Origin of the sequence: Pseudomonas sp. B14(2017) (assembly GCF_002113255.1) — a bacterium.
GTDB classification, from domain to species: Bacteria; Pseudomonadota; Gammaproteobacteria; order Pseudomonadales; family Pseudomonadaceae; genus Aquipseudomonas; species Aquipseudomonas putida_Z.
In genome coordinates, this window is the sequence record NZ_NEJY01000006.1 from 24,259 (window position 1) to 48,658 (window position 24,400).

The 24,400-nt window shown below is 63.8% G+C and carries 22 protein-coding genes; 2 read left to right on the forward strand and 20 right to left on the reverse strand.

Features of this window, described 5'->3' with window-relative positions:
- Nucleotides 1-160 precede the first annotated feature (160 nt).
- Nucleotides 161-2,914, forward strand: coding sequence for a dermonecrotic toxin domain-containing protein (locus CAG34_RS07450; protein ID WP_085588997.1), 2,754 nt, complete (start codon nt 161-163; stop codon nt 2,912-2,914).
- On the forward strand, nt 2,911-5,775 hold the full coding sequence (locus tag CAG34_RS07455; protein WP_085588999.1) for a dermonecrotic toxin domain-containing protein: 2,865 nt from the start codon (nt 2,911-2,913) through the stop codon (nt 5,773-5,775). The genes CAG34_RS07450 and CAG34_RS07455 overlap by 4 nt, the downstream gene beginning before the upstream one ends.
- A 56-nt stretch (nt 5,776-5,831) precedes the next feature.
- Here CAG34_RS07455 and CAG34_RS07460 read toward each other — a convergent pair whose 3' ends face one another.
- The 20 genes from CAG34_RS07460 to fliN form a co-directional block, all read right to left on the reverse strand.
- On the reverse strand, nt 5,832-6,227 hold the full coding sequence (locus CAG34_RS07460; protein WP_025340064.1) for a DUF2802 domain-containing protein: 396 nt from the start codon (nt 6,225-6,227) through the stop codon (nt 5,832-5,834).
- 1 nt (nt 6,228) lies between these two features.
- The gene (locus CAG34_RS07465) at nt 6,229-6,708 is read right to left on the reverse strand and encodes a chemotaxis protein CheW (RefSeq protein WP_003254393.1); all 480 of its coding nucleotides are present in this window, start codon (nt 6,706-6,708) and stop codon (nt 6,229-6,231) included.
- A gap of 41 nt (nt 6,709-6,749) precedes the next feature.
- A complete protein-coding gene (locus CAG34_RS07470) occupies nt 6,750-7,643 on the reverse strand; it encodes a CheW domain-containing protein (RefSeq protein ID WP_025340065.1) in 894 nt (297 codons plus the stop codon).
- Nucleotides 7,643-8,431, reverse strand: coding sequence for a ParA family protein (locus CAG34_RS07475; protein ID WP_085589001.1), 789 nt, complete (start codon nt 8,429-8,431; stop codon nt 7,643-7,645). The genes CAG34_RS07470 and CAG34_RS07475 overlap by 1 nt, the downstream gene beginning before the upstream one ends.
- A gap of 221 nt (nt 8,432-8,652) precedes the next feature.
- Nucleotides 8,653-9,510: a flagellar motor protein MotD gene (motD, locus tag CAG34_RS07480; RefSeq protein ID WP_075045915.1), complete on the reverse strand. Its 858-nt coding sequence runs from the start codon at nt 9,508-9,510 to the stop codon at nt 8,653-8,655.
- A 3-nt stretch (nt 9,511-9,513) separates the two neighbouring features.
- The gene (locus CAG34_RS07485) at nt 9,514-10,254 is read right to left on the reverse strand and encodes a flagellar motor protein (RefSeq protein ID WP_025340068.1); all 741 of its coding nucleotides are present in this window, start codon (nt 10,252-10,254) and stop codon (nt 9,514-9,516) included.
- Complete coding sequence (locus CAG34_RS07490) at nt 10,254-11,387, reverse strand: chemotaxis response regulator protein-glutamate methylesterase (protein WP_075045916.1); 1,134 nt, start codon at nt 11,385-11,387, stop codon at nt 10,254-10,256. The genes CAG34_RS07485 and CAG34_RS07490 overlap by 1 nt, the downstream gene beginning before the upstream one ends.
- A gap of 46 nt (nt 11,388-11,433) precedes the next feature.
- Entirely contained in the window at nt 11,434-13,662 is a 2,229-nt protein-coding gene (locus CAG34_RS07495; RefSeq protein WP_085589003.1) for a chemotaxis protein CheA, read from the reverse strand.
- Between the two features lie 12 nt (nt 13,663-13,674).
- Nucleotides 13,675-14,463: a protein phosphatase CheZ gene (locus CAG34_RS07500; RefSeq protein WP_015271204.1), complete on the reverse strand. Its 789-nt coding sequence runs from the start codon at nt 14,461-14,463 to the stop codon at nt 13,675-13,677.
- A 20-nt stretch (nt 14,464-14,483) separates the two neighbouring features.
- On the reverse strand, nt 14,484-14,858 hold the full coding sequence (locus tag CAG34_RS07505) for a chemotaxis response regulator CheY (RefSeq protein ID WP_075045918.1): 375 nt from the start codon (nt 14,856-14,858) through the stop codon (nt 14,484-14,486).
- Between the two features lie 103 nt (nt 14,859-14,961).
- A complete protein-coding gene (fliA, locus tag CAG34_RS07510; protein WP_046614576.1) occupies nt 14,962-15,702 on the reverse strand; it encodes an RNA polymerase sigma factor FliA in 741 nt (246 codons plus the stop codon).
- Complete coding sequence (gene fleN, locus CAG34_RS07515) at nt 15,699-16,532, reverse strand: flagellar synthesis regulator FleN (RefSeq protein WP_003254408.1); 834 nt, start codon at nt 16,530-16,532, stop codon at nt 15,699-15,701. The genes fliA and fleN overlap by 4 nt, the downstream gene beginning before the upstream one ends.
- 93 nt (nt 16,533-16,625) lie before the next feature.
- Complete coding sequence (gene flhF / locus CAG34_RS07520) at nt 16,626-17,933, reverse strand: flagellar biosynthesis protein FlhF (protein ID WP_085589005.1); 1,308 nt, start codon at nt 17,931-17,933, stop codon at nt 16,626-16,628.
- A gap of 11 nt (nt 17,934-17,944) precedes the next feature.
- A complete protein-coding gene (gene flhA, locus CAG34_RS07525; RefSeq protein WP_025340073.1) occupies nt 17,945-20,074 on the reverse strand; it encodes a flagellar biosynthesis protein FlhA in 2,130 nt (709 codons plus the stop codon).
- Between the two features lie 416 nt (nt 20,075-20,490).
- The gene (flhB, locus tag CAG34_RS07530) at nt 20,491-21,633 is read right to left on the reverse strand and encodes a flagellar biosynthesis protein FlhB (protein ID WP_085589007.1); all 1,143 of its coding nucleotides are present in this window, start codon (nt 21,631-21,633) and stop codon (nt 20,491-20,493) included.
- Between the two features lie 2 nt (nt 21,634-21,635).
- Nucleotides 21,636-22,412, reverse strand: a complete 777-nt coding sequence (gene fliR / locus CAG34_RS07535) for a flagellar biosynthetic protein FliR (RefSeq protein ID WP_085589009.1) — start codon at nt 22,410-22,412, stop codon at nt 21,636-21,638.
- Between the two features lie 7 nt (nt 22,413-22,419).
- Entirely contained in the window at nt 22,420-22,689 is a 270-nt protein-coding gene (fliQ, locus tag CAG34_RS07540) for a flagellar biosynthesis protein FliQ (RefSeq protein ID WP_075045922.1), read from the reverse strand.
- A 21-nt stretch (nt 22,690-22,710) separates the two neighbouring features.
- Nucleotides 22,711-23,466, reverse strand: coding sequence for a flagellar type III secretion system pore protein FliP (fliP, locus tag CAG34_RS07545; protein WP_003257293.1), 756 nt, complete (start codon nt 23,464-23,466; stop codon nt 22,711-22,713).
- Nucleotides 23,466-23,900: a flagellar biosynthetic protein FliO gene (fliO, locus tag CAG34_RS07550; RefSeq protein WP_085589202.1), complete on the reverse strand. Its 435-nt coding sequence runs from the start codon at nt 23,898-23,900 to the stop codon at nt 23,466-23,468. The genes fliP and fliO overlap by 1 nt, the downstream gene beginning before the upstream one ends.
- Nucleotides 23,901-23,912: 12 nt before the next feature.
- On the reverse strand, nt 23,913-24,383 hold the full coding sequence (gene fliN / locus CAG34_RS07555) for a flagellar motor switch protein FliN (RefSeq protein ID WP_003257291.1): 471 nt from the start codon (nt 24,381-24,383) through the stop codon (nt 23,913-23,915).
- Nucleotides 24,384-24,400: the final 17 nt, after the last annotated feature.

Here is a 24,400-nt window from a genome sequence, read left to right on the forward strand (position 1 = left end):
CAGGAAGCGGAAGGATAGTGACATCCACGACCAAAATGCCATCAGCGCCCGAGGGCCAGGGGGGACGAGATCGGCCAGACGCCGTACCGACATATCTACCACCGTTTTTTCGTGCCCCTGTTTCAACCTTGCCGGCTTCATCTCAGCGCAAGGTACCCCCATGCATTCGACTCGCATCAACGTGATGGGCACGCATTACGTTATAGACCACCTCGGCCATGTGCCTCGCCCCGATCGTGAAGCCAACCGCGCCATCCGCCAATGGCTCGCAAAGCAAGGCCATGACCTGGACCCGGACCAGCTCGAAGTCGTTACCCTTCACTATTGCCCGGACGGCGCAGGTGGCCATCTGGCCGCAATCAGCCAGCGCACCAGCCTGACTCAGCCACTGCTGGGCAACTGGCAGGGTGAGTCTGCCAGTGACATGTTCGGCAAGCTGCTGCAAGCACCGTGGGCCGGTGCGTTACCCGCAGGCCCGATACGGTTGGTGGGAACCCTCCCGCAACCCGTCTTCAATCACTACGGGGCACCCTTCGAAGTATTCAACGGCCTGTTTCGGCGCACTACCCCGCAACGCTACGACGCTTCCACCCATTTGCCGGTAAGCGCCGAAGCCTTCCAGCAGTTCAACAGCAACCTGGACTTCCAGCAGCCTTTCAAGGCGGCGCTGGATGTGTACTGGCGTGACCATCTGCACAGTCACAGGCTGGCGCTGAAGCTCAACTTCATCGCAGCCTGCAACAGACAGGTCAGCGAGGGCAGCCTCAGCGAGCCTGCACGGCAACTGGTCTGGCAAGCGGCCGGGCTGATGCCACGGCGTAACAGGCTGCGATGCAGTACCTTGAGCATCTACGGCTATGCAGCGACCGACCTGCTGTACCTGAACGACCCCGCCACCGACCTGACGGTGCTGTACGTACCTGGCAACAGCTCACCGTTGCTGACGTTCAGCAGCGAACGAGAATTGAAGGCCTGGGTCGGCGAACAATGCAAAGACCCGACCAAACGCCAGGCCCTGAAACAGCATTTTCGCCTGGCAGATTGCCCGCAAGGCCTCGATTTCAGCGGCCTGGACACTGCCATGGAGGGGCTGGGCGCCTACCCTGAACGTCACCTGCTGCCGCCCGAACACGGCTATTTCAACGACGACGGCACCTGGCCGCCGCAGACCTATGTCAATTATCGACCTGCCAGGTACAACCCAAGGATCAAGGGCGACCTTTTCCAGGCGTTGGCCGAGCGCCAGCGCCAGCGCAGCTACGACGATGCCGCGTTTCTGATCACGGCTGACAGCGAAGTCATCAAGGCCAGGTGGCGTGGCTACCTGGCCACTACGCTCAACCTGCTGGCGCCACTGTGCCTGGTGGTACCCGGCCTGGGGCCGCTGCTGGCCATCGGCGGCATCGCCCAGCTTGGCCTGGGGCTCGACCAGGCAATCAACGGCAAGTCACTGCAGCAGCAGCAGGAAGGCATCGGCAACATCACCTGGGGCCTGTTCAACGCCTTGCCCCTGGCGGCAGGCGCTGCCGCAAGGGGCAAGGCACTGTTCGAATTCAAGGTCGAGGGTTTCGCGCCGCCGACGCGGCTGAATGAACAGATCGGCTACCCCCTGAGCCCGCTCTCGCCACCGCGCTTCCCCGAGCCCGAGGGCGCACGCTACTTCCATATCACCGACCCGATAGAGCCACTGGAGGACGCTGACCAGGCAGTTGCCGACGCCGTCATTCGTACGCCCCAGTACGATGGTGAGCCAGACACCCTGGCAGCGAACATCGATGGCTACAACGCCAGGGTGATCTACGACATGGAGCGGGACGTATTCATTCGGGCAGAAGACCTGAACCAGGTCGACCCTGTCGGCTTCGTGGCGGTACCCGGCAACCGTAACCTGAGCCCCGCGCCACAAGGGCGCGTGGTTACCCATGCGATGCGCAGTCGTACCCTGCGGGCGCTGGGCGTGGACCTGCCATTGCCGCTACAGGTGCCGGCCAGAGCGCCGGGCAGTTGGCCAATACCCAAGCACATCTCCTGCCTGTGGGTTGGTGACCAGATCATCGGCCCGGAGCTGCTGACCAACCTGGGCCAGAACGCTGCGCGGTTGCAAGACAGCGAATACAGCATGCGGTTGTTCCTTTCCAGCACTGCCCGGCAGGCCTATGCCGAAAACCTGGACCTCCTGGCCACTCATGCCCCGGGCTTGCAGGTGCTACCACTGGAAGAGCAGGCCTTCTTCAGGGCTTTCCGCCAAAGCAGGTACTACGCGCAGTACGACGCGGCCCTGGATGGCAACGGCGGCGTTGCCCGCAACTATGCATCGGCATGCGATGTGCTGCGCTACCCGATGCTGCACCACGAAGGTGGCTTGTACATGGATGTCGATGACACCTTGCTCGCGCCAGGCGAATACTCATTGATCATCGACGGCCAACCGGTAGGTGCCGCCGGTGAACCCATCGATCAGGTCGAGTTGAGCACGGACGCCAATGGGCTGCTGCTGGTACCGCCCATGTCCAATGAAAAGATGAGCATGAACAGCCTCTACAACTCCAGCCTTATCGGCAGCCACCCCGGCAACCCCACCCTGGAGGCCATTTCCGAAGAGATGTACGCACGCTACCAGCTCAATCGCGACTTCTACGACAGCAAGCCCAGCCTGGCTGAAGACCCGGGGAGCTTCTATGAGTATGCCAGCCGCCTGAGCTACCTCACCGGCCCTGCCCTGCTCAGCGACGTGGTCGACAGGCAGCTGCCGAGCCTGCGCATCCTGCGCCAGCTCACCAATCTATATGGGATGCCGCGCATCAATGCCTACCGGTTCGTCGATCTGCCACGCATGCGCGATTCGGTGCGTACGCTCCTGCCCCTGAACCGCTTCGCCACTGTCGGTGGCAACCATTCCTGGAGCCGAACATGAACCCGCGCCAACCTGTGGTCGGCGCAGCCGGCCAAGACTACGTCAAGGCAATGCTGGGTTCCGTGCCTCGCCCTGACCGCAGTGCCAGTGCAGCCATCCGCGAATGGGCCAGCCAGCAGCGGCTGGACGTGGAACCCGACAACACGCTTGCGGTGACCTTGCATTGCAAATTCGTTCCCAAGCGGGGCTGGCTGGCCAAGGTCGTCCAACAAATGAACCTGACCGACGCGCTGCTTGGCAACTGGCAGCAAAGCGGCTACTCCAAGGTTGCCGAGCAAACCGCGCAGTTGCTGCTAAGAGGCGGGACGGCCGCCGTCGACCTGCTAGGTGTACTGCCGGAGCTGTCACTGCCACATGGTCGAGCGCCCTGGGCCCAGGCCTTCAGCCATGGTCAGGTGACGATCGTCGATGAATTGCCAGGAAGCGGCCTGGACCACGACATCGATGTGCACACCGAATTCCATGGCCTTTTCCGCCAGACCGCACCCATGCGCTACGACGCCAGCACTTATGTGCAGTTCGACGCCACGACCTTCCAGTCCTTCATCTGGCAACTCGACTTCCAGGGCGTATTCAAACGCCAGCTCGATGACTTCTGGGCCCATGCCGCCAGCCAGTACAGCGTCAGCGCGTGCATCGCATTCCTCGCTGCCTGCAACCGGCAGGCATTGCGGGGCAACCTCAGTGAACAGGGACGCAGCCTGGCGTGGCGGGCGGCAGGCGTGGAACGCTGGCACCACGGCGCCAGCCTCAGTGCCAACGGGGTAGACGCCAGGCTGCTGAACATCAATGGCTACCCATCAAGCGACATCCTCTGCCTGAGCGATACGCGCAGCCGCCTGACCTTGCTGTACATACCGGGCAATACGGCGCCGTTGCATGAGTTCGCCAACCCGGGCGCCATGCGTGCGTGGCTTGCCAGGCAGTGCCGCGACGCCGACAAACGGGCGGCCCTGCTTGCCCACTTCAGGGCCTGCGATATTCCGGACAGGATCGGCCGGTCGGGGTTGCGTCGGGTACTTCAAGGCATGGGCGATTTCCCGCCCCGCCGGATCATCCTGCCTGCAACCAGCGTGTATCGCCTGGCCAGGGTATGGAACCCGCACACCCTGATCAACTACAAGGCGGACACTTACAGCCCACGCATCGAATACAACCTGTTCGAGGCATTGACGGTGGCACAACGTCAACGCAGCCAATCCGACGCCGACTTCCTGATCACGCGCGACAGTGAAGTGACCAAGGCCGCATGGCGCAGCTATTTCTACCTGACCATGAACCTGGCCACACCGTTTCTGCTGGTGGTTCCCGGACTGCTACCCCTGGCTGCCGTGGCCGGGGTGGCCCAATTTACAGTGGGCCTGGACCAGGCGCTGCACGGCAAGGATGTGAACCAACAGCTTGAAGGCGCGGAGCAGGCCGTGTTCGGCCTGCTGAACGCAGCCCCGGGGCTGGCGCGCGGGGTCAAGGCGAGCAAGGCGCTGTTCGGCCAACGCCCCATTGGCTTCATCAAACCGGTGAGGCTCAATGGCCGCATAGGCTACCCGCTGAGCCCGGTCTCGCCGCCACGCTGGCCCGGGCCTGCGATGACACCCTATTTCCAGGACCTGGCAGTAGCGGGCGACCAGGTAGCCGCCAGCTGGTCCGGCGCCGATTCACACATTGCCCGCTGCGTAACGCGGCGCAGGGCATTCGGCACGGGTGACGAACTGATCGGCGATGTGGGCAATGGCCCGCACCCGCTCTACTACGACGCCCGACGGAACAGCTTCGTGCTCAAGTACCCCAACGGCACACGCGGCGCCCAGCACTATGTGGCCAGCGCCGATCCGCTGCAGCCCTCGATCAGCCGGCTGCTGCCCGATACGGACCCGTTGCGGGAAATCAGCCCGGCATCACGCTCGCGCACGCTGCGGGCATTGGGTATCGATCTGCAGCTGCCCGTCGACGTCGATGCACTGGGGACTGCACCAGGCATACCCGTCCCCAGACAGGTATTGCACATCTGGCTGGGAGACAGGACGATCGCCGGTGATTACCTGGCTGCGCTCGACAACAACGTGCAGGCACTGCGCAACAGCGATTTCACGCTCAAGCTCTACCTCTCCAACGCCAACCCTCAGGCATTCGAACGCAACATGACCCTGCTGCAGCCCCGCATCGACAGGGGATTGAAGGTTGCAGTACTGGAGCAGCAGACTTTCTATCATCAATTCGCGGCAAGTGAATACTTCGACCAGTACCAAGCTGCGCTGGAAGGGAATGGCGGTGTGGCGAGCAACTTCTCCTCGGCCTCCGACATCTTGCGCTACCGCGTCCTGCACAGCGAAGGGGGCATCTACCTGGATATCGACGACCATCTGCTGGTCGAGCCGGACGCAACCGGGCAGCTGCGGGCAAAGATCGACAGCGTACCGCTCACCACACCCCTCGACGGGCTGCTGTTGAGGAGCCCGGTGTGCAATGCGCAATTGGGCATGTATACCAGCTACAACACCAGCATGATTGGTAGCCGCGCTGGCAATCCGGTGCTGAACGCCATTTCCGACGAGATCCTGGCCCGCTACCTCACCCCGGAGGGCCAGGCGTTCTACGAGGCCCCCAAACCACCGCGACAGCATGCGGCGGCATTCCAGGCCTATACCGAAAGGCTCAACACGCTGACCGGGCCTGCGGTGCTCAACCATGTGATCGACCAACGTCTACCTGAGCTGTACACCTTCAGGCAGGTGGCGGACCTGGCCAACATGCACACCCTGAACTACGACGCGCTGCTGGATGAAGCAGCACAACGGCGTGCAGAGCTGCGCTTGCTGCCACTGGAAGAGGTCGCAATGGCGGGGAACGCACAGGGCTACTGACTGCCGGGCGAGCTTGCGCGGCCACTGTATAAGAGGCCGCGCAATGCTCATGGCAATCAGTTGCTGCGATGCAGCTTGCTCATCAGCTCCGCCTCGGCCTGGGTCAGGCCGCAGCTTTCGGTCAGCTCGGCCACGCTGGCGCCCATGCCCACCAGCTTGGCCGCCTGGGTGAAGGTGACGTTGTGCGGGTCGCGCTGCTCCAGCTGCTGGATCTTGTCGGGCAGCGGGGCAACCGCCACGCGCAGGTCGTGCAGCGCCTCGCCCATGCGCACGGTACCGTTCTGGTAGTCGTCCAGGCGCTTGGCGAGGTCCTTGATGCGCTGGTCACGCAGGGCATCACCCTCGGCCTGTTGCGCGGCCAGCTCGCGCTGGCGCTTGCTGTAGTTGAGGAAGAACCACAGGCTCAGCGCCCAGACCAGCGCCAGGAAGATGACAGCAACCTGTAGGATCAACTCAGATGTTCTCCAGCTCGGACCACTCTTCCTCGGTCATCATCTTGTCCAGCTCGACCAGGATCAGCAGTTCGCCATTCTTGTTGCACACGCCCTGGATGAACTTGGCCGATTCTTCGTTACCCACGTTCGGCGCGGTCTCGATCTCGGACTGGCGCAGGTACACCACCTCGGCCACGCTGTCGACCAGGATACCGACCACTTGCTTGTCGGCCTCGATGATGACGATACGGGTGTTGTCGGTGACTTCGGTCGGCATCAGGCCAAAGCGCTGGCGGGTGTCGATCACGGTCACCACGTTGCCGCGCAGGTTGATGATGCCCAGCACGTAGCTTGGCGCACCCGGCACCGGGGCGATCTCGGTGTAGCGCAACACTTCCTGCACCTGCATCACGTTGATGCCGTAGGACTCATTGTCCAGACGGAAGGTAACCCACTGCAGGATCGGATCTTCGGAACCTTGTGCAGACGACTTTTTCATTCCCCTACCCTCAAAATCCGCCATCGGCGGTGTATTCGGTGTCATTTCTGTTTGGCATGCATCTGCTTGACCGCACCACTGGCGATCAGCTCGGCCAGTGCGGCGACGTCGAGCAGTGCACACATGTGTTCAATCACCGTGCCGGCCAGCCACGGGCGCTGGCCACGCTGGCTGCGCCACTTGATCTCGGACGGGTCCAGGCGCAGCGAGCGGCTGACCTGGTGCACGGCCAGCCCCCATTCGTAGCCCTGCACGGAAATCACGTATTGCAGGCCCTGGCGAAAATCATCGCGGTAGCGGTCGGGCATCACCCAACGCGCGGTATCCAGCACCTTCAGGTTGCCGGCCTGGCAGGTCAGGATGCCGAGGAACCAGTCGGGCTGGCCGAACAGCGGTGTCAGTTCCTGGCCAGCCAGGGTGTAGATCGAACCCAGGCACACCAGCGGCACCGCCAGGGTCAGGCCCGCCACGTCGAACAGCAGGCATTCGAACGGCTCGGCGGCCCAGGCCGGGCGGCCATCGACCGTGGCCGGGGGCACGGGCACCTGCGGCGCCGGCAGGTGCACATCCACCAGCGGCACTGCCGGTTCCACGGTTTGCTCTTCGACCAGCACCGGGATGCTGGCTTCGGCCACCACTTCGCGCTCGACCACCGTCACCACCGGTGCTTCCACCGGCATCACGCGAGGCAGCACCGCCAGCCTGGGCTCGGCGAACGGCCGTGGTGCGGGGCTGACGGTCGCTTCGGCTGACGCCGGCCTGGCTTGCTGCAAGGCATCACGCGCCTGCTCTTCGCGCACCGCTTCGGCGAACTCGTCCGCCGCCGCTGGCGCCTCGAACAGGTCTTCGGCTTCGGTGGCCTCCTGCAGCAGGCCGTCGAGGTATGACTGCAGGGCCATCTGTGGTCGGGTATTGGTTTGCCGGGTCTGGGTCATCAGGCCACCTGCGCTGCAGTCTTGTAGGTCAGCAGGTGCTTGAGTAGCGCCCGATAGGCAATCAGCCCGCGGCTCTTGCTGTCGAACTGCGAGGGCGTGACGCCCTTGCGGCTGGCATCGCGCAGGCGCGTATCCACCGGGATGTAGCCCTGCCATACATGCTGGTCGTAGGTGTCACGCAGCAGCTTGAGCGTGGCCAGCGAGGCCTGGGTGCGGCGGTCGAACAAAGTCGGCACGATCCGGTACGGCAGCGCCTGCTTGCGCGAGCGGTTGACCATGGCCAGGGTACCGACCATGCGCTCCAGGCCCTTGACCGCGAGGAATTCTGTTTGCACCGGGATCACCAGTTGCTGGCTGGCTGCCAGGGCATTGACCATCAGCACACCGAGCAAGGGTGGGCTGTCGATCAGGGCAAAGTCGAAATCCTGCCACAGCTGCGCCAGACTCTTGGCGATCACCAGGCCCAGGCCGTTCTGCCCCGGTGACTGGCGCTCCAGCACCGCCAGCGCGGTACTCGACGGCAACAGCGAGATGCGTTCGTCACTGGTAGGCAGCAGCAGTTGCCCGGGCAGGCCCTCGGGCACCGCGCCCTTGTGCAGGAACAGGTCGTAGCAGCTGTGCTCCAGGGCATCGGGGTTGTGCCCGAAATAGCTGGTCATCGAGCCGTGCGGGTCGAGGTCGACAACGACCACGCGCTTGCCGGCCTCGGCCAGCAGGCCGGCCAGGGCGATGGTAGTGGTGGTCTTGCCGACGCCACCTTTTTGATTGGCTACTGCCCAGACTCTCATCAAGCAAACTCTATCTATTGATTTGGCAGGGACACTGCTGGGGCAACTGTCTTGCTCAACATCGGAAGCTGGCGCGATCCCTGTGGGAGCGGGCGCGCCCGCGAACACCGGCGCAGCCGGTGCCATTCACCGCATCGCCTGATTCGCGGGCTCGCCCGCTCCCACAGGGGACAGTACTGCATTCAAATTTGTGTTCGTGGCAACGTCGGGGAATTGACGGATCACTGCCCCGCCACCGTTGCTGGCGTAGCCGGTGCACTTTGTGTGCCAGCCCGGCGCAATGCGGCATCCGGCGTGGCATTGGCACTGCCCGAGCCCGTCAGGCTGCGGCGCACTTCGAGGTTGCGCGAAATCACCAGCACCACGCGGCGGTTGCGCGCACGGCCTTCGGCAGTGTCGTTGCTGGCGACCGGCTGGTACTCGCCATAGCCGACCGAGGCCATGCGCGCCGGGTTGACCCCTTCCATGGCCAGCAGGCGCACGATGCTTGCCGCCCGCGCCGATGACAGCTCCCAGTTGGTCGGGTACTGCGCGGTGCGGATCGGCAGGTTGTCGGTAAAGCCTTCGACGTGCACCGGGTTGGCGAACGGCTTGAGAATGCCGGCCACCTTCTCGATGATGGCAAATGCCTTGTCGCTGGGCATGGCATCGCCACTGCCGAACAGCAACGAGGAATTGAGCTCGATCTCGATCCACAGCTCATTGCCGCGCACCGTCATCTGGTCGCTATTGATCAGGTCGCCAAAGGCATCGCGCACATCATCGCTGATGGTTTTCAGCGGGTCGACACTGGTCGCCCCAAGGCCTGCATCGGTCTGCTCGCTGTCCTTCACCAACGGCTCGGCCGGGCGCACGCTCAGCGGCCGCTCTTCACCGATGGGGATCGGCTTCATGCTGCGCTCGGGGTCGTTGAACACCCCGAGCAAGGCCTGGGAAATGACCTTGTACTTGCCCTCGTTGATCGAGGAAATCGAGTACATCACCACGAAAAAGGCGAACAGCAAGGTGATGAAGTCGGCGTACGACACCAGCCAGCGTTCGTGGTTTTCGTGTTCCTCGGTATGACGACGGCGACGCATGGGTTACTCCATGAAGCCTTGCAGCTTCAGCTCGATCGAGCGCGGGTTCTCACCCTCGGCAATCGACAGCAGGCCCTCGAGCAGCATCTCGCGGTAGCGCGACTGGCGCATGACGATGGCCTTGAGCTTGTTGGCGACCGGCAGCAGCACCAGGTTGGCGCTGGCCACGCCGTAGATGGTCGCGACGAAGGCCACGGCAATGCCGTTGCCCAGCTGCGACGGGTCGGCCAGGTTGCCCATCACGTGGATCAGGCCCATCACCGCACCGATGATGCCGATGGTCGGCGCGTAGCCGCCCATGCTCTCGAACACCTTGGCGGCCTGGATATCACGGCTTTCCTGGGTCAGGAAATCGACTTCGAGGATGCTGCGAATGGCCTCTGGCTCTGCGCCATCCACCAGCAGTTGCAGGCCCTTGCGCGCATACGGGTCAGGCTCGCTGTCGGCCACCCCTTCCAGGCCCAGCAGGCCTTCCTTGCGCGCGGTCAGGCTCCAGTTGACGACGCGGTCGATCCCGCCCGCCAGGTCGACCCGTGGCGGAAACAGGATCCAGCGCAGAATCTGCAAGGCACGCTTGAACGACGACAGTGGCGACTGCAGCAAGGCCGCAGCCAGGGTGCCGCCCAGCACGATCAGTGCCGCCGGGCCATTGATCAGGGCGCCGACATGGCCGCCTTCGAGGAAGTTGCCACCGACGATGGCGACAAAGGCGAGGATCAGGCCGATCAGGCTGAGCACGTCCATCAGACGCACGCCTCCACCAGGTGCTTGCCGATTTCGTCCAGGCTGTACACCGCGTCGGCCAGGTTGGCCTTGACGATGGCCATGGGCATGCCATAGATCACGCAGCTGGCTTCATCCTGGGCCCACACCGTACTGCCGCCCTGCTTGAGCAGGCGCGCACCTTCACGGCCATCGGCGCCCATGCCGGTAAGCACCACCGACAGCACCTTGTCGCCATACGACTTGGCCGCCGAGCCGAAGGTGATGTCCACGCACGGCTTGTAGTTCAGGCGCTCGTCACCGGGCAGGATCTTCACCGTGCCACGGCCGTCGATCATCATCTGCTTGCCACCCGGGGCCAGCAGGGCCAGGCCCGGGCGCAGCATGTCGCCGTCCTCGGCTTCCTTGACGCTGATGCGGCACAGCTTGTCCAGGCGCTCGGCAAAGGCCTTGGTGAACGCCGCCGGCATGTGCTGGATCAGCACGATCGGCGCCGGGAAGTTGGCCGGCAGCTGGGTCAGCACCCGCTGCAGGGCGACCGGGCCACCCGTGGAGGTGCCGATGGCCACCAGCTTGTAAGGCTTGCGCTTGGGTGCCGGCGAGTGTGCTGGCGCCGCAGCCGGGGCCGCCGCACGGGCAGGCGCAGGCGTGCGCGCCGCTGCCGGGCTGGCGAAACTGCTGGTGGGTGCATGGCTGCTGCCTGCCGGCGCAGGTGCGGCAACCGGCGCATGGCTGGCGTAGCTGCCAAAACGGCGGTTGCTGCGGGAAATGGTATGCACCTTCTCGCACAGCAGTTGCTTGACCTTGTCGGGGTTGCGCGAGATGTCCTCGAAGTTCTTCGGCAGGTAATCCACCGCACCGGCATCCAGCGCATCGAGGGTGACACGGGCGCCTTCATGGGTCAGCGACGAGAACATCAACACCGGCGTCGGGCAGCGCTGCATGATGTGCCGCACCGCGGTGATGCCGTCCATCATGGGCATTTCGTAGTCCATGGTGATGACATCGGGCTTCAGCGCCAGTGCCTGGTCGATTGCTTCCTTGCCGTTGGTCGCGGTACCCACTACCTGGATCGTCGGATCCGCCGAGAGGATTTCCGAGACGCGGCGGCGGAAGAAACCGGAATCATCCACCACCAGGACCTTGACTGCCATAAACACTCCATTAGGCGGCGCAACCCGCCAGGGTGCGCCACCGAAATCAAATACGCCGCGCGGCGTAACGCTTGAGCATGCTCGGAACGTCGAGAATCAACGCGATGCGACCGTCGCCGGTGATGGTGGCCCCGGACATGCCCGGGGTACCCTGCAGCATCTTGCCCAGCGGCTTGATTACCACTTCTTCCTGGCCAACCAATTGATCGACGACAAAGCCGATGCGCTGGGTACCGACCGACAGGATCACCACGTGGCCCTCGTGCTGCTCTTCGTGCACCTGGCCCTGGACCAGCCAGCGCTTGAGGTAGAACAGCGGCAGCGCCTTGTCGCGCACGATCACCACTTCCTGGCCGTCGACCACGTTGGTGCGCGACAGGTCGAGGTGGAAGATCTCGTTGACGTTGACCAGCGGGAAAGCGAACGCCTGGTTGCCCAGCATCACCATCAGGGTGGGCATGATCGCCAGGGTCAGCGGCACCTTGATGACGATCTTCGAGCCCTGGCCCTTGGCCGAGAAGATGTTGATCGAGCCGTTGAGCTGGGAGATCTTGGTCTTCACCACGTCCATGCCCACACCGCGGCCGGACACGTCGGAAATCTCGGTCTTGGTCGAGAAGCCCGGGGCGAAGATCAGGTTGTAGCAGTCCGACTCGCTCAGGCGATCGGCGGCATCCTTGTCCATCAGGCCCTTTTCCACGGCCTTGGCGCGCAGGATGTTGGGGTCCATGCCCTTGCCGTCGTCAGAGATCGACAGCAGGATGTGGTCACCTTCCTGCTCGGCCGACAGCACCACGCGGCCGGTGCGCGCCTTGCCGGAGGCTTCACGCTCTTCGGGCATTTCCACGCCATGGTCGACGGCGTTGCGCACCAGGTGCACCAACGGGTCGGCCAGGGCCTCGACCAGGTTCTTGTCGAGGTCGGTCTCTTCGCCGACCAGCTCCAGGTTGATCTCTTTCTTGAGCTGGCGGGCCAGGTCGCGCACCAGGCGCGGGAAGCGGCCGAAGACTTTCTTGATCGGCTGCATGCGGGTTTTCATCACCGCGGTCTGCAGGTCGGCGGTGACCACGTCGAGGTTGGACACGGCCTTGGACATGGCCTCGTCGCCGCTGTTCAGGCCCAGGCGCACCAGGCGGTTACGCACCAGCACCAGTTCGCCGACCATGTTCATGATCTCGTCCAGGCGCGCGGTATCGACCCGCACGGTGGTTTCCGCTTCGCTGGCGCCATGCTTCTCGGCAGCCGGCGCCGGGGCGCGGGGTGCTGCGGCAGGTTTGCTGGCAGGTGCCGGTGCCGGCGCAGCAACTGCGGCTGGCTTGGCCACGGGCTGGCTGTCGGTCTTGGCCGCGACCGGCGCTTGCACCTTGGCCGCAGGCGGGGCTTCGACGGCGGCAACGTCGCCACCGAACTTGCCCTTGCCGTGCAACTGGTCCAGCAGCGCCTCGAACTCGTGCTCGCTGATTTCGTCGCTGGCTGCGCTGGTATCGGTTGCGGCAGGCGTCTGCGCCTTGGCAGCGGGCAAGGCATCGGCCTGGAAGGTGCCCTTGCCATGCAACTGGTCCAGCAGCGATTCGAACTCGGCGTCGGTAATTTCGTCGCTGGCCGCTTCCGGCGCGATGGCAACCGGCTGCGCGGCAACCTCGGCGCTGAACTGGCCTTTGCCGTGCAACTGGTCGAGCAGCGACTCGAACTCGGCGTCGCTGATTTCGTCACCCTCACCGCTGACGGTCTCGCCCTGCATCTGCTCGTCGGCCGCAGCTTGTGCCTTGACCGCATCGAGCGAATCGAGCAGCTGCTCGAACTCGCTGTCGGTGATGTCCTGCTCCTCGGCAGGCGCTTCGGCAACCGGTGCCGCAGCGGCAGGCACTTCAACGGCTTCTGCGCCACCCGGCTCGGCTAGGCGCGACAGCGCCGCCAGCAGCTCGGGGGTGGCCGCGGTCACTTCGGTGCGCTCGCGCACCTGGCCAAACATGCTGTTGACCGTGTCCAGTGCCTCGAGCACCACATCCATCAGTTCCGCGTCGACCCGGCGCTCACCTTTGCGCAGGACGTCGAACACGTTCTCGGCGATATGGCAGCACTCCACCAGCTCGTTCAGCTGAAGGAAGCCGGCGCCCCCTTTTACAGTGTGGAAACCGCGAAAGATCGCATTGAGCAGGTCGGCATCGTCGGGCCGGCTTTCCAGCTCGACCAGTTGCTCGGACAGTTGCTCAAGAATTTCGCCGGCTTCTACCAGGAAATCCTGGAGGATTTCTTCATCGGCGCCGAAGCTCATCAAACGTGCTCCTTAAAAACCCAGGCTGGACAGCAAATCATCGACATCGTCCTGACCGGACACGACGTCTTCACGCTTATCGGCATGAATCTGCGGACCTTCACCCCGAGTCGGATGTTTTTCTCGATCTTTTTCTGCGCGCAGTTGATCGTGGTCATGCTGAATGCCCGCAAAGCGGTCGACCTGGCTGGCCATCAGCACCAGTTTGAGCAGGTTGCTTTCCACCTCGGTGACCAACGTGGTGACGCGCTTGATCACCTGGCCGGTCAGGTCCTGATAGTCCTGGGCCAGCAGAATGTCGTTGAGGTGGCCGGCGACCTTGCGGTTACCTTCGGCGCTGTGCGTCAGGAAACTGTCGACGCGCTTGACCAGGTCACGGAACTCCGGCGCAGCCACTTCGCGGCGCATGAAACGCTGCCAGTCGGTACTCAGGGCCTGGGCCTCGCTGGCCAGGTCGTTGAGCACCGGGGTGCTTTCCTCGACCAGGTCCATGGTGCGGTTGGCCGCGCCCTCGGTGAGCCTGACCACGTACGACAGGCGCTCGGTGGCGTCGGTTATCTGCGACACCTCCTCGGCCTGCGGCATGGTCGGGTCGATCTGGAAACTGACGATGGCACTGTGCAGCTCGCGGGTCAGCTTGCCGACTTCCTGGTACAGGCCGCGGTCGCGGGTCTGGTTCAGCTCGTGAATCAGCTGCACCGCCTCGCCGAAACGGCCCCGCTCCAGGCTTTCGACCAGCTCCTGGGCATGCTTCTTCAGGGTCGATTCGAACTCGCCCAAAGACGTTTGTGATGAATCCATGGCGCGCCCCCTGACGTGACTCAGCCGTTGACGCGTTCGAAGATCTTCTCGATCTTTTCTTTGAGCACCTGGGCGGTGAACGGCTTGACCACGTAGCCATTGACGCCGGCCTGGGCCGCTTCGATGATCTGGTCGCGCTTGGCTTCGGCGGTCACCATCAGCACCGGCATGGATTTCAGGCGATCGTGGGCACGCACCTTGCGCAGCAGGTCGATGCCGGACATGCCAGGCATGTTCCAGTCGGTCACCAGGAAGTCGTAGTGGCCGTTCTCCAGCATCGGCAGCGCCGTGGTGCCGTCGTCGGCTTCTTCGGTGTTGGTGAAGCCCAGGTCACGCAACAGGTTCTTGATGATCCGCCGCATCGTCGAAAAGTCGTCAACGATGAGGATTTTCATGTCTTTGTTCAAGTAGACCTCCAAGCAGTCTCAAACGCGCTCGGCCCCGAGCGCGCATTCACAATTCGGTACAACGTAGAAAACGACTGCAACGACAGCGGGCTCAACGCGCCCGCCATTCCCCCAGGCGGCTGCGCAGACGCGCGGCACACTGGCTGTGCAACTGGCTGACCCGCGACTCGCTGACCCCCAGCACCTCACCGATTTCCTTGAGGTTCAGCTCTTCGTCGTAGTACAGCGCCAGCACCAGGCGCTCACGCTCCGGCAGGTTGGCGATGGCCTCGGTCAGGGCGGCCTGGAAGCGCTCGTCCTCCAGGCCACGCGCAGGTTCCACCTGGCCACTGGCGCCATCCTCATGCAGCCCTTCGTGCTCGCCGTCCTGCAACAGGTCGTCGAAGCTGAACAGGCGGCTGCCCAGGGTATCGTTCAAGATCCCGTAGTAATCATCGAGACTCAATTGGAGTTCGGCAGCAACTTCATGATCTTTAGCGTCACGGCCGGTTCTGGCTTCAACCGCACGCATCGCGTCGCTGACCATGCGGGTGTTGCGGTGCACCGAACGCGGTGCCCAGTCGCCCTTGCGCACTTCGTCCAGCATGGCCCCGCGAATGCGGATGCCGGCGTAGGTTTCGAAGCTGGCGCCCTTGCTGGCGTCGTACTTGTTGGCCACTTCCAGCAGGCCGATCATGCCGGCCTGAATCAGGTCCTCGACCTGCACGTTGGCCGGCAGCCGCGCCAGCAGGTGGTAGGCGATGCGCTTGACCAGCGGGGCGTAGCGCTCGATCAGCTCGTACTGCGCGTCTTTCGACGCCCGGCTGTACATCTTGAAGCCGCTGGCGTTCATAGCACAGGTCCCGCGCTGGTGGGCTGCACCAGACGCTCGACAAAGAACTCCAGATGGCCGCGCGGGTTGGCCGGCAGCGGCCAGCTATCGACCTTCTGGGCAATCGCCTTGAAGGCCAGCGCGCATTTGGAGCGTGGGAAGGCTTCGTACACGGCACGCTGCTTCTGCACCGCCTTGCGCACGCACTCGTCATACGGCACGGCGCCCACGTACTGCAGGGCAACGTCGAGGAAGCGGTCGGTGACCTTGGTCAGCTTGGCGAACAGGTTGCGGCCTTCCTGCGGGCTCTGCGCCATGTTGGCCAGCACCCGGAAACGGTTCATGCCGTAGTCGCGGTTGAGCAGCTTGATCAGGGCGTAGGCATCGGTGATCGAGGTGGGTTCGTCGCATACCACCAGCAGCACTTCCTGGGCGGCACGTACGAAGCTGACCACCGAATCACCGATACCGGCCGCAGTGTCGATCACCAGCACGTCGAGGTTGTCGCCGATTTCGCTGAACGCCTGGATCAGCCCGGCATGCTGGGCCGGGGCCAGGTGCACCATGCTCTGCGTGCCCGAGGCAGCCGGCACGATGCGCACACCACCGGGGCCCTGCAACATCACGTCGCGCAGCTCGCAGCGCCCTTCGATGACATCGGCCAGGGTCCGCTTGGGGGTAAGGCCCAGCAGCACATCGACATTGGCCAGGCCCAGGTCGGCGTCGAGCAGCATGACCCTGCGGCCAAGCTCGGCCAGCGCCAGGGACAGGTTCACTGAAACGTTAGTCTTGCCGACGCCACCTTTGCCACCGGTCACGGCGATCACCTGTACGGGATGCATGCTACCCATGTCTGTTCTTTACCTTGTCTCGCTGGGACTCAGGCCACACGTAGGGCAATTCTGCGTACCCCTTGGCATAGCTACCTTGCACACATTTCATCATCAACCCGCTCGCCGTGGGTTGTGATAGAGATCAGCGAACATGTCGGCCATGGCCTCTTCGCTGGGCTCGTCCTGCTGCTGCACATTGACCGCGCGGGAGACCAACTGGTGCCCACGTGGCAGGTGCAGGTCGTCAGGAATGCGCGGCCCGTCGGTCAGGTAGGCCACTGGCAAATCATGACTGATGGCAAGGCTCAGCACGTCGCCAAGGCTCGCCGTTTCATCGAGTTTGGTCAGGATGCAACCGGCCAGGCCGCAGCGCTTGTAGCTGTGGTAGGCGGCGGTCAGCACCTGCTTCTGGCTGGTGGTGGCCAGCACCAGGTAGTTCTTCGCGGCAATGCCACGCCCGGCCAGGGTGTCCAGTTGCATGCGCAGGGCAGGGTCGCTGGCCTGCAGGCCGGCGGTATCGATCAGCACCACGCGCTTGCGCAGCAGCGGCTCCAGCGCCGCGGCAAGCGACTGGCCCGGGTCGACGTAGGTAACCGGCACGTTGAGGATGCGGCCCAGGGTCTTGAGCTGCTCCTGGGCGCCGATGCGGAAGCTGTCCATGCTCACCAGCGCCAGGTTCTGCGCGCCGTACTTGAGCACGTAGCGGGCGGCCAGCTTGGCCAGGGTGGTGGTCTTGCCCATGCCGGCCGGGCCGACCATGGCGATCACCCCGCCCTCTTCGATCGGCTCGACCTCGGGGATTTCGATCATCCGCGCCAGGTGCGCCAGCAACATGCGCCAGGCCTGGCGTGGCTCGTCGATCTCGGCAGTCAGGTCCAGCAGCTCACGGGCGATCGGCCCGGACAGGCCGATGCGCTGCAACCGGCGCCAGACGGTGGCCTGCTGCGGCTTGCTGCCCTGCAGCTGGTTCCAGGCCAGCGAGCCGAGCTGCACTTCCAGCAGCTCGCGCAGGCCCGACAGCTCGGAGCGCATGGCATCGAACAGGCGCGGGTCGACCGGCGCCGACGCAGGCGCTGCAGCAGCCTCGGGAACATCGACGTGCGGTTCGATCAACGGCTCGGCGGCGGTCAGCGACTGGCCGGCGAACAATTGGCGGTTGTTGTCGCTGCTGTCCTGGCGGTGGCCCAGCTCAGCCTGGGCGGTGGCGATGCGCGTATGGGTCTTGCGCAGCTCTTCTTCCAGTTCGGCGTTGGGCACACGCGGGGCCAGGGCGGACAGCTTGTAGTCCAGCGCGGCCGTCAGCTCGACACCGCCGGCGATGCGACGGTTGCCGATGATGGCGGCATCGGCGCCCAGCTCATCACGGACCAGCTTCATGGCCTGACGCATATCGGCGGCGAAAAATCGCTTAACTTGCATTATCCCCTACCTCAGCCGTTAGGGCCCACGGTGGCAACGATGGTGACTTGCTTGTTGTCCGGTATTTCCTGATACGCCAGAACATGCAAATTCGGTACAGCCAGGCGACCGAAACGCGACAGCATGGCGCGGATCGGGCCGGCAACCAGGAGGATGGCCGGCTGGCCCTGCATTTCCTGGCGCTGGGCCGCCTCGATCAGCGAACGCTGCAGCTTCTCGGCCATGCTCGGCTCCAGAAGAACACCGTCTTCCTGACCTTGCCCGGCCCTTTGCAGACTATTGAGCAAAATCTGTTCCAACCTTGGCTCCAGGGTAATCACTGGCAGCTCCGACTCAACGCCGACAATGCTTTGCACGATGGCGCGACACAATCCGACGCGCACTGCCGCCACCAGCGCGGCGGTATCTTGACTCTTGCCGGCGTTGTTCGCGATCGCCTCGGCGATACTGCGAATATCGCGCACTGGCACCTGTTCCGACAACAGCGCTTGCAGCACCTTGAGCAGGCCCGACAAGGAAATGACACCCGGCACCAGCTCTTCTGCAAGTTTAGGCGATGCCTTGGCCAACACCTGCAGCAATTGCTGGACCTCTTCATGGCCGATCAGCTCGTGGCAGTGCTTCTGCAGGATCTGGTTCAGGTGGGTGGCCACCACGGTGCTGGCGTCGACCACGGTGTAGCCCAGCGACTGCGCCTGGGAGCGCTGGCCGACATCGATCCACACGGCTTCAAGGCCAAACGCCGGGTCGCGCGCGGCAATGCCGTTGAGGGTGCCGAACACCTGCCCCGGGTTGATTGCCAGTTCGCGGTCCGGGTAGATCTCGGCCTCGGCCAGGATCACCCCCATCAGGGTCAGGCGATACGCGCTGGGCTGCAGGTCGAGGTTGTCGCGGATGTGCACGGTGGGCATGAGGAAGCCCAGGTCTTGCGACAGCTTCTTGCGCACGCCCTTGATCCGCGCCAGCAACTGGCCACCCTGGTTGCGATCGACCAGCGGGATCAGCCGGTAGCCGACCTCCAGGCCAATCATGTCGATCGGCGTGACGTCGTCCCAGCCCAGCTCCTTGGTTTCCAGCGCACGCTGTGGCGAGGGCAGCAGGTCCTGCTGGCGCTGCGCCTCCTGCAGCGCCTGCGCCTTGGCCTTCTGCTGCTTCTTCCACACCAGGTAGGCGCCACCACCGGCCAGCAGGCCGAGGCTGAGGAAGGCCACGTGCGGCATGCCCGGCACCAGGCCCATGACGATCATCAGCGCGGCGGACACCGCCAGGGCCTTGGGCGAATCGAACATCTGCCGGTTGATCAGCTTGCCCATGTCCTCGGAGCCCGAGGCACGGGTCACCATGATCGCGGCAGCGGTGGACAGCAACAGTGATGGCAATTGCGCCACCAAACCGTCACCGATGGTCAGCAAGGCGTACACCTTGCCGGCATCGCCAAAGCTCATGCCGTGCTGCAGCATGCCGATCAGCATGCCGCCGATCAGGTTGATGAACAGGATCAGCAGGCCGGCGATGGCGTCACCGCGGACGAACTTGCTGGCACCATCCATCGAACCGTAGAACTCGGCTTCCTGCGCCACTTCGGCACGACGGTGCTTGGCCTGGGCCTGGTCGATCAGGCCGGCGTTGAGGTCGGCGTCGATGGCCATCTGCTTGCCGGGCATGGCGTCGAGGGTGAAACGCGCGCTCACTTCCGAGATACGCCCGGCGCCCTTGGTCACCACCACGAAGTTGATGATCATGAGGATGGCGAACACCACGGCACCGACCACGTAGTTACCGCCGATCACCACCTCGCCGAAGGCCTGGATCACCTTGCCGGCGGCGCCGTGGCCCTCCTGGCCATGCAGCATCACCACCCGGGTGGAAGCCACGTTCAGGGCCAGGCGCAACAACGTGGCCACCAGCAGGATGGTGGGGAACGCGGCAAAGTCGAGCGGGCGCAGGGCGTAGACGCAGACCAGCAGGACCACGATCGACAGGGCGATGTTGAAAGTGAAGAACACGTCGAGCAGGAACGGCGGTATCGGCAACATCATCATTGCCAACATCACCAGCAGCAACAGCGGCACACCCAGGTTGCCCCGGCCGAGCCCGGCCAGGTTGTTACGGGCGTTGCTGATTAACTGAGTGCGATCCACCGCGAGTCCTCTTGATGCAAAACTTTGACGCACAGGGGGCGCCTGGCGCTGGCTCTGCAAGAAGCTTTCCAACTTTGCTCGACGGGGGATTTATGTTGCCTGTTCCGGCCTCTTCGCGGGTGAACCCGCTCCCACAGGTGCGGCGTCGCCCTCGAGGAGCATGAGGTCCCTGTGGGAGCGGGCGTGCCCGCGAAAGGGCCAGACGCCCTGACACAAGGTCAACTGTCGCGGCGCAGGCGACTGGCGCTAGCTTGACAAGAAGCCTTCCAACTTTGCTCGACGGGGGATTGATGTTGCCTGTTCCGGCCTCTTCGCGGGCACGCCCGCTCCCACAGGGACCGCACAGCCTTCAAGGCCCGCACAGGACCTGTGGGAGCGGGTTCACCCGCGAAAGGGCCGGACGCCCTGACACAAGGTCAACTGTCGCGGCGCAGGTCCGGCGGAATCGGCAGGTCGTCCTTCAGCGGCTCTGGCCGCTTGCCCTTGCCTGCCCGGTACTGGCGGATCTGGAACACATAGGCCAGCACCTGCGCCACCGCCAGGTAAAGCCCGGCAGGGATTTCCTGCTCAAGTTCGGTGGAGTAGTAGATCGCCCGCGCCAACGCCGGCGACTCGAGGATCTGGACCTTGTGCTCCACGCCGATCTCGCGAATCTTCAGGGCAATGAAATCCGTCCCCTTGGCCAGCAGCAACGGCGCCGCCCCGCCTTTCTCCGGGTCGTATTGCAAGGCCACCGCATAATGCGTCGGGTTGGTGATGATCACGTCGGCTTCGGGCACAGCCGCCATCATGCGCCGCTGCGAAGCCTCACGCTGCAGCTGGCGAATACGCTGCTTGACCTCGGGCTTGCCTTCGCTGTCCTTGTACTCGTCCTTGATTTCCTGCTTGGTCATCTTCAGCTTGTTATGCGTCTGCCACAGCTGGAACGGCACGTCCGCCGCCGCAATCAACAGCAGCCCGGCCGACATCCACAACGCACTCCAGCCCACCACCTGCAGGCTATGGATGATCGCCTGCTCCAACGGCTCATTGGCGATGGCGAGCAGCGCCTGGCGGTCATTGACCAACACTACTACCGCCACGACCAGAATCACGAAAAACTTGGCGAGTGCTTTCAATAGCTCGGTCAGGGCGTTCATCGAGAACATGCGCTTGATCCCCGACAAGGGATTCATGCGGCTGAATTTCGGCTGCAACAGACTGCCGGAAAACAGGAAACCGCCCAGGACAATCGGCGCGACAAAGGAAATCACGAACAACAGGACCAAGATCGGCTGCACCGCCCAGATGGCCATCTTGCCCGAGGCCAGCAGGAAGGCACCCATGGCCCGCTCATCGACGATGAAGTCGCGGGTCAGGCTGAAGTTCATGCGCATGATCGCCAGCAGTGTCTCGGCCAGGTGGCCGCCGAACGCCAGCAGGCCACCGGCGCCGGCCAACGTCACCGCCACCGTGTTCAGCTCCTTGGAACGCGCGATCTCGCCTTTCTCGCGGGCATCGCGCTTGCGCTTGTCGGTGGGTTCTTCTGTCTTGTCCTGACCGCTTTCGCTTTCCGCCATGCTCAGCGCGCCCTTGCCAGATCACGCAGCCATTGCAGCGCTTCGCTGGCCAATGCCTGGTAATGGGAAAGTATGTCGGCCAGGCCGACCCAGAAAATGAACATGCCCATGACCAGGGTCAGCGGAAAACCGATGGAGAAAATGTTCAGCTGCGGCGCGGCACGCGTCATTACGCCAAAGGCGATGTTCACCACCAGCAACGCGGCGATAGCCGGCAGGATCAGCAGCAGGCCGGCACCGAACACCCAGCCCAGGCGCCCCGCCATCTCCCAGAACTGATTGACCACCAGCGCATTGCCCACCGGCAAGGTGGTGAAGCTTTCGGTCAGCACCTCGAACGCCACCAGATGGCCGTTCATCAGCAGGAACAGCACGCTCACCAGCATGGTCATGAACTGGCTGATCACCGCAACGTTGACGCCGTTGGCCGGGTCGACCATCGATGCGAAGGCCATGCCCATCTGCACCGCGACGATCTGGCCAGCGATGACGAAAGCCTGGAACAACAACTGCAGCGACAACCCGAACAACGCCCCGACGATGACCTGCTCGGCACACAGCAGCAGGCCACGCAGGCTCAACGGGTCGAACTCGGGCAAGGGCGGCAGGGCCGGGACGATCACCACGGTGATAGCCACCGCCACGTACAGACGCACCCGCGCCGGCAGCATGCGGGTGCCAAAGATCGGCATGGTCATCAGCACCGCCGTCACCCGGAACAACGGCAGGATGAAGGTGGCGACCCAGGTGCCGATCTGTGTGTCGGTCAGCTCCAGCATCGGCGCGTCAACCGATCAGCTGCGGGATGTTGGTGTACAGACTGGTGATGTACTCCATGAACTTCTGCACCAGCCACGGCCCGGCGACGATCAGCGTGACCAGCATCACCAGCAGGCGTGGCAGGAAGCTCAGGGTCTGTTCGTTGATCTGCGTGGCGGCCTGGAACATGGCCACCACCAGGCCCACCAGCAGGCTGGGCACCACCAGTATGGCGACCATCAGGGTGGTCAGCCACAAGGCATCACGGAACAGGTCGACAGCGACTTCAGGTGTCATCGGCGGCTCTCCTTGACGGCGTCAGACGCCGCCGAAACTGCTGGCCAAGGTGCCCATGATCAGCGCCCAGCCATCGACCAGCACGAACAGCATGATCTTGAACGGCAGCGAGATGATCAGCGGCGACAGCATCATCATACCCATGGCCATCAGCACGCTGGCTACCACCATGTCGATGATCAGGAACGGGATGAAGATCATGAAACCGATCTGGAACGCAGTCTTCAGCTCGGAGGTAACGAACGCCGGCACCAGGATCGTCAGCGGCACCTGGTCCGGGCCGGCGATGTCGGTACGCTTGGACAGACGCATGAACAGGTCGAGGTCGCTTTGCCGGGTTTGCGCCAGCATGAAGTCCTTGAGCGGCCCCTGGGCCTTGTCGATGGCCTGCTGGGCAGTCATCTGCTCCTTCAGGTACGGCTGCAGTGCGTCCTGGTTCACCCGGTCGAACACCGGCGCCATGATGAACATGGTCAGGAACAGTGCCATGCCCGTCAGCAGCTGGTTCGACGGCGTCTGCTGCAAGCCCAGGGCCTGACGCAGGATCGAGAACACGATGATGATGCGGGTGAAGCTGGTCATCAGGATGACGAACGCCGGGATGAAGCTGAGCGCCGTCATGATCAGCAGGATCTGCAGGCTGACCGAATACTCCTGCTGCCCGTCCGCGGTATTGGACAGGGTAATGGCCGGGATCGACAGCGGGTCGGCCCCCAGGGCCAGCGGCGCAGCCAGCAGCAGCGCCAGAGTCAACAATACACGCAGCGCGCCACTCATCACTTCTTGTCCTTAGGGTCCTTGCCCATCAGCTCCATCAGCCGCTGGGCAAACTCCGGCGTCGCCTGGCGGGCGTTTTCCGGCACTTCCACGGGTTCGGCCAGCACATGCAGGGCCTCGATGCTGCCGGGGGTATGGCCGATCAGGATCTGCTCCTTGCCCACCTGCACCAGCAGCAGGCGGTCACGCGGGCCGATGGCCCGGCTACCGACGATCTCGATCACCTGCCCGCCCTTCACCGCCGTGCTTTGCATGCGCCGCAGCAACCAGGCCAGGAAGAAGATCAGGCCGACCACCAGCAGCAGGCCGAAGACCATCTGCGCCAGCTGCCCACCGAGGCTGCCAGGCGCGGTTGCCGGGGTTGCCGCCGGTGTGGCCGCGGCCAGGCAAGCCTGGCTGGCGAGCAGCGCGGCGAGCGCCGCGATGGCGCGCATCGTGCCCTTCACTCAGCGCAGCTTCTTGATACGTTCGCTGGGGCTGATCACGTCGGTCAGGCGGATGCCGAACTTCTCGTTGACCACCACCACCTCGCCATGGGCAATCAGCGTGCCGTTGACCAGCACGTCGAGCGGCTCGCCGGCCAGGCGGTCGAGCTCGATCACCGAGCCCTGGTTGAGCTGCAGCAGGTTGCGAATGTTGATCTCGGTGCTGCCCACTTCCATGGAAATGTTCACCGGGATATCCAGGATCACGTCCAGGTTAGGGCCTTCGAGGCTGACGTTTTCGTTCGGCTTCGGCGAGCTGGCGAACTCCTCCATCGGCAGGCGGCCCGCGCCGCCGGTGCTGCTACCGGTGTCACCACCCAGCAGTGCATCGATATCGGCCTGGCCGGCTGCACCGGTTTCTTCCAGTGCCGCAGCCCATTCATCGGCCAGTGCCTGGTCCTCTGCGGAGGTGATCTCGTTTTCGTTAGCCATGGTTTCCTCGACAGGCA

What these genes read in the sequence shown, in the direction of transcription:
- CAG34_RS07500 (WP_015271204.1), bottom strand. Translation starts at nt 14,463, where the DNA reads ATGGATTCATCACAAACGTCTTTGGGCGAGTTCGAATCGACCCTGAAG.
- fliR (WP_085589009.1), bottom strand. Translation starts at nt 22,412, where the DNA reads ATGCTGGAGCTGACCGACACACAGATCGGCACCTGGGTCGCCACCTTC.
- CAG34_RS07450 (WP_085588997.1), top strand. Translation starts at nt 161, where the DNA reads ATGCATTCGACTCGCATCAACGTGATGGGCACGCATTACGTTATAGAC.
- fliO (WP_085589202.1), bottom strand. Translation starts at nt 23,900, where the DNA reads ATGCGCGCCATCGCGGCGCTCGCCGCGCTGCTCGCCAGCCAGGCTTGC.
- fliA (WP_046614576.1), bottom strand. Translation starts at nt 15,702, where the DNA reads ATGAACGCCAGCGGCTTCAAGATGTACAGCCGGGCGTCGAAAGACGCG.
- CAG34_RS07465 (WP_003254393.1), bottom strand. Translation starts at nt 6,708, where the DNA reads ATGAAAAAGTCGTCTGCACAAGGTTCCGAAGATCCGATCCTGCAGTGG.
- fliP (WP_003257293.1), bottom strand. Translation starts at nt 23,466, where the DNA reads ATGAGTGGCGCGCTGCGTGTATTGTTGACTCTGGCGCTGCTGCTGGCT.
- flhF (WP_085589005.1), bottom strand. Translation starts at nt 17,933, where the DNA reads ATGCAAGTTAAGCGATTTTTCGCCGCCGATATGCGTCAGGCCATGAAG.
- CAG34_RS07490 (WP_075045916.1), bottom strand. Translation starts at nt 11,387, where the DNA reads ATGGCAGTCAAGGTCCTGGTGGTGGATGATTCCGGTTTCTTCCGCCGC.
- fliQ (WP_075045922.1), bottom strand. Translation starts at nt 22,689, where the DNA reads ATGACACCTGAAGTCGCTGTCGACCTGTTCCGTGATGCCTTGTGGCTG.
- CAG34_RS07505 (WP_075045918.1), bottom strand. Translation starts at nt 14,858, where the DNA reads ATGAAAATCCTCATCGTTGACGACTTTTCGACGATGCGGCGGATCATC.
- motD (WP_075045915.1), bottom strand. Translation starts at nt 9,510, where the DNA reads ATGCGTCGCCGTCGTCATACCGAGGAACACGAAAACCACGAACGCTGG.
- CAG34_RS07485 (WP_025340068.1), bottom strand. Translation starts at nt 10,254, where the DNA reads ATGGACGTGCTCAGCCTGATCGGCCTGATCCTCGCCTTTGTCGCCATC.
- fliN (WP_003257291.1), bottom strand. Translation starts at nt 24,383, where the DNA reads ATGGCTAACGAAAACGAGATCACCTCCGCAGAGGACCAGGCACTGGCC.
- CAG34_RS07455 (WP_085588999.1), top strand. Translation starts at nt 2,911, where the DNA reads ATGAACCCGCGCCAACCTGTGGTCGGCGCAGCCGGCCAAGACTACGTC.
- CAG34_RS07470 (WP_025340065.1), bottom strand. Translation starts at nt 7,643, where the DNA reads ATGACCCAGACCCGGCAAACCAATACCCGACCACAGATGGCCCTGCAG.
- CAG34_RS07475 (WP_085589001.1), bottom strand. Translation starts at nt 8,431, where the DNA reads ATGAGAGTCTGGGCAGTAGCCAATCAAAAAGGTGGCGTCGGCAAGACC.
- fleN (WP_003254408.1), bottom strand. Translation starts at nt 16,532, where the DNA reads ATGGGTAGCATGCATCCCGTACAGGTGATCGCCGTGACCGGTGGCAAA.
- flhB (WP_085589007.1), bottom strand. Translation starts at nt 21,633, where the DNA reads ATGGCGGAAAGCGAAAGCGGTCAGGACAAGACAGAAGAACCCACCGAC.
- CAG34_RS07495 (WP_085589003.1), bottom strand. Translation starts at nt 13,662, where the DNA reads ATGAGCTTCGGCGCCGATGAAGAAATCCTCCAGGATTTCCTGGTAGAA.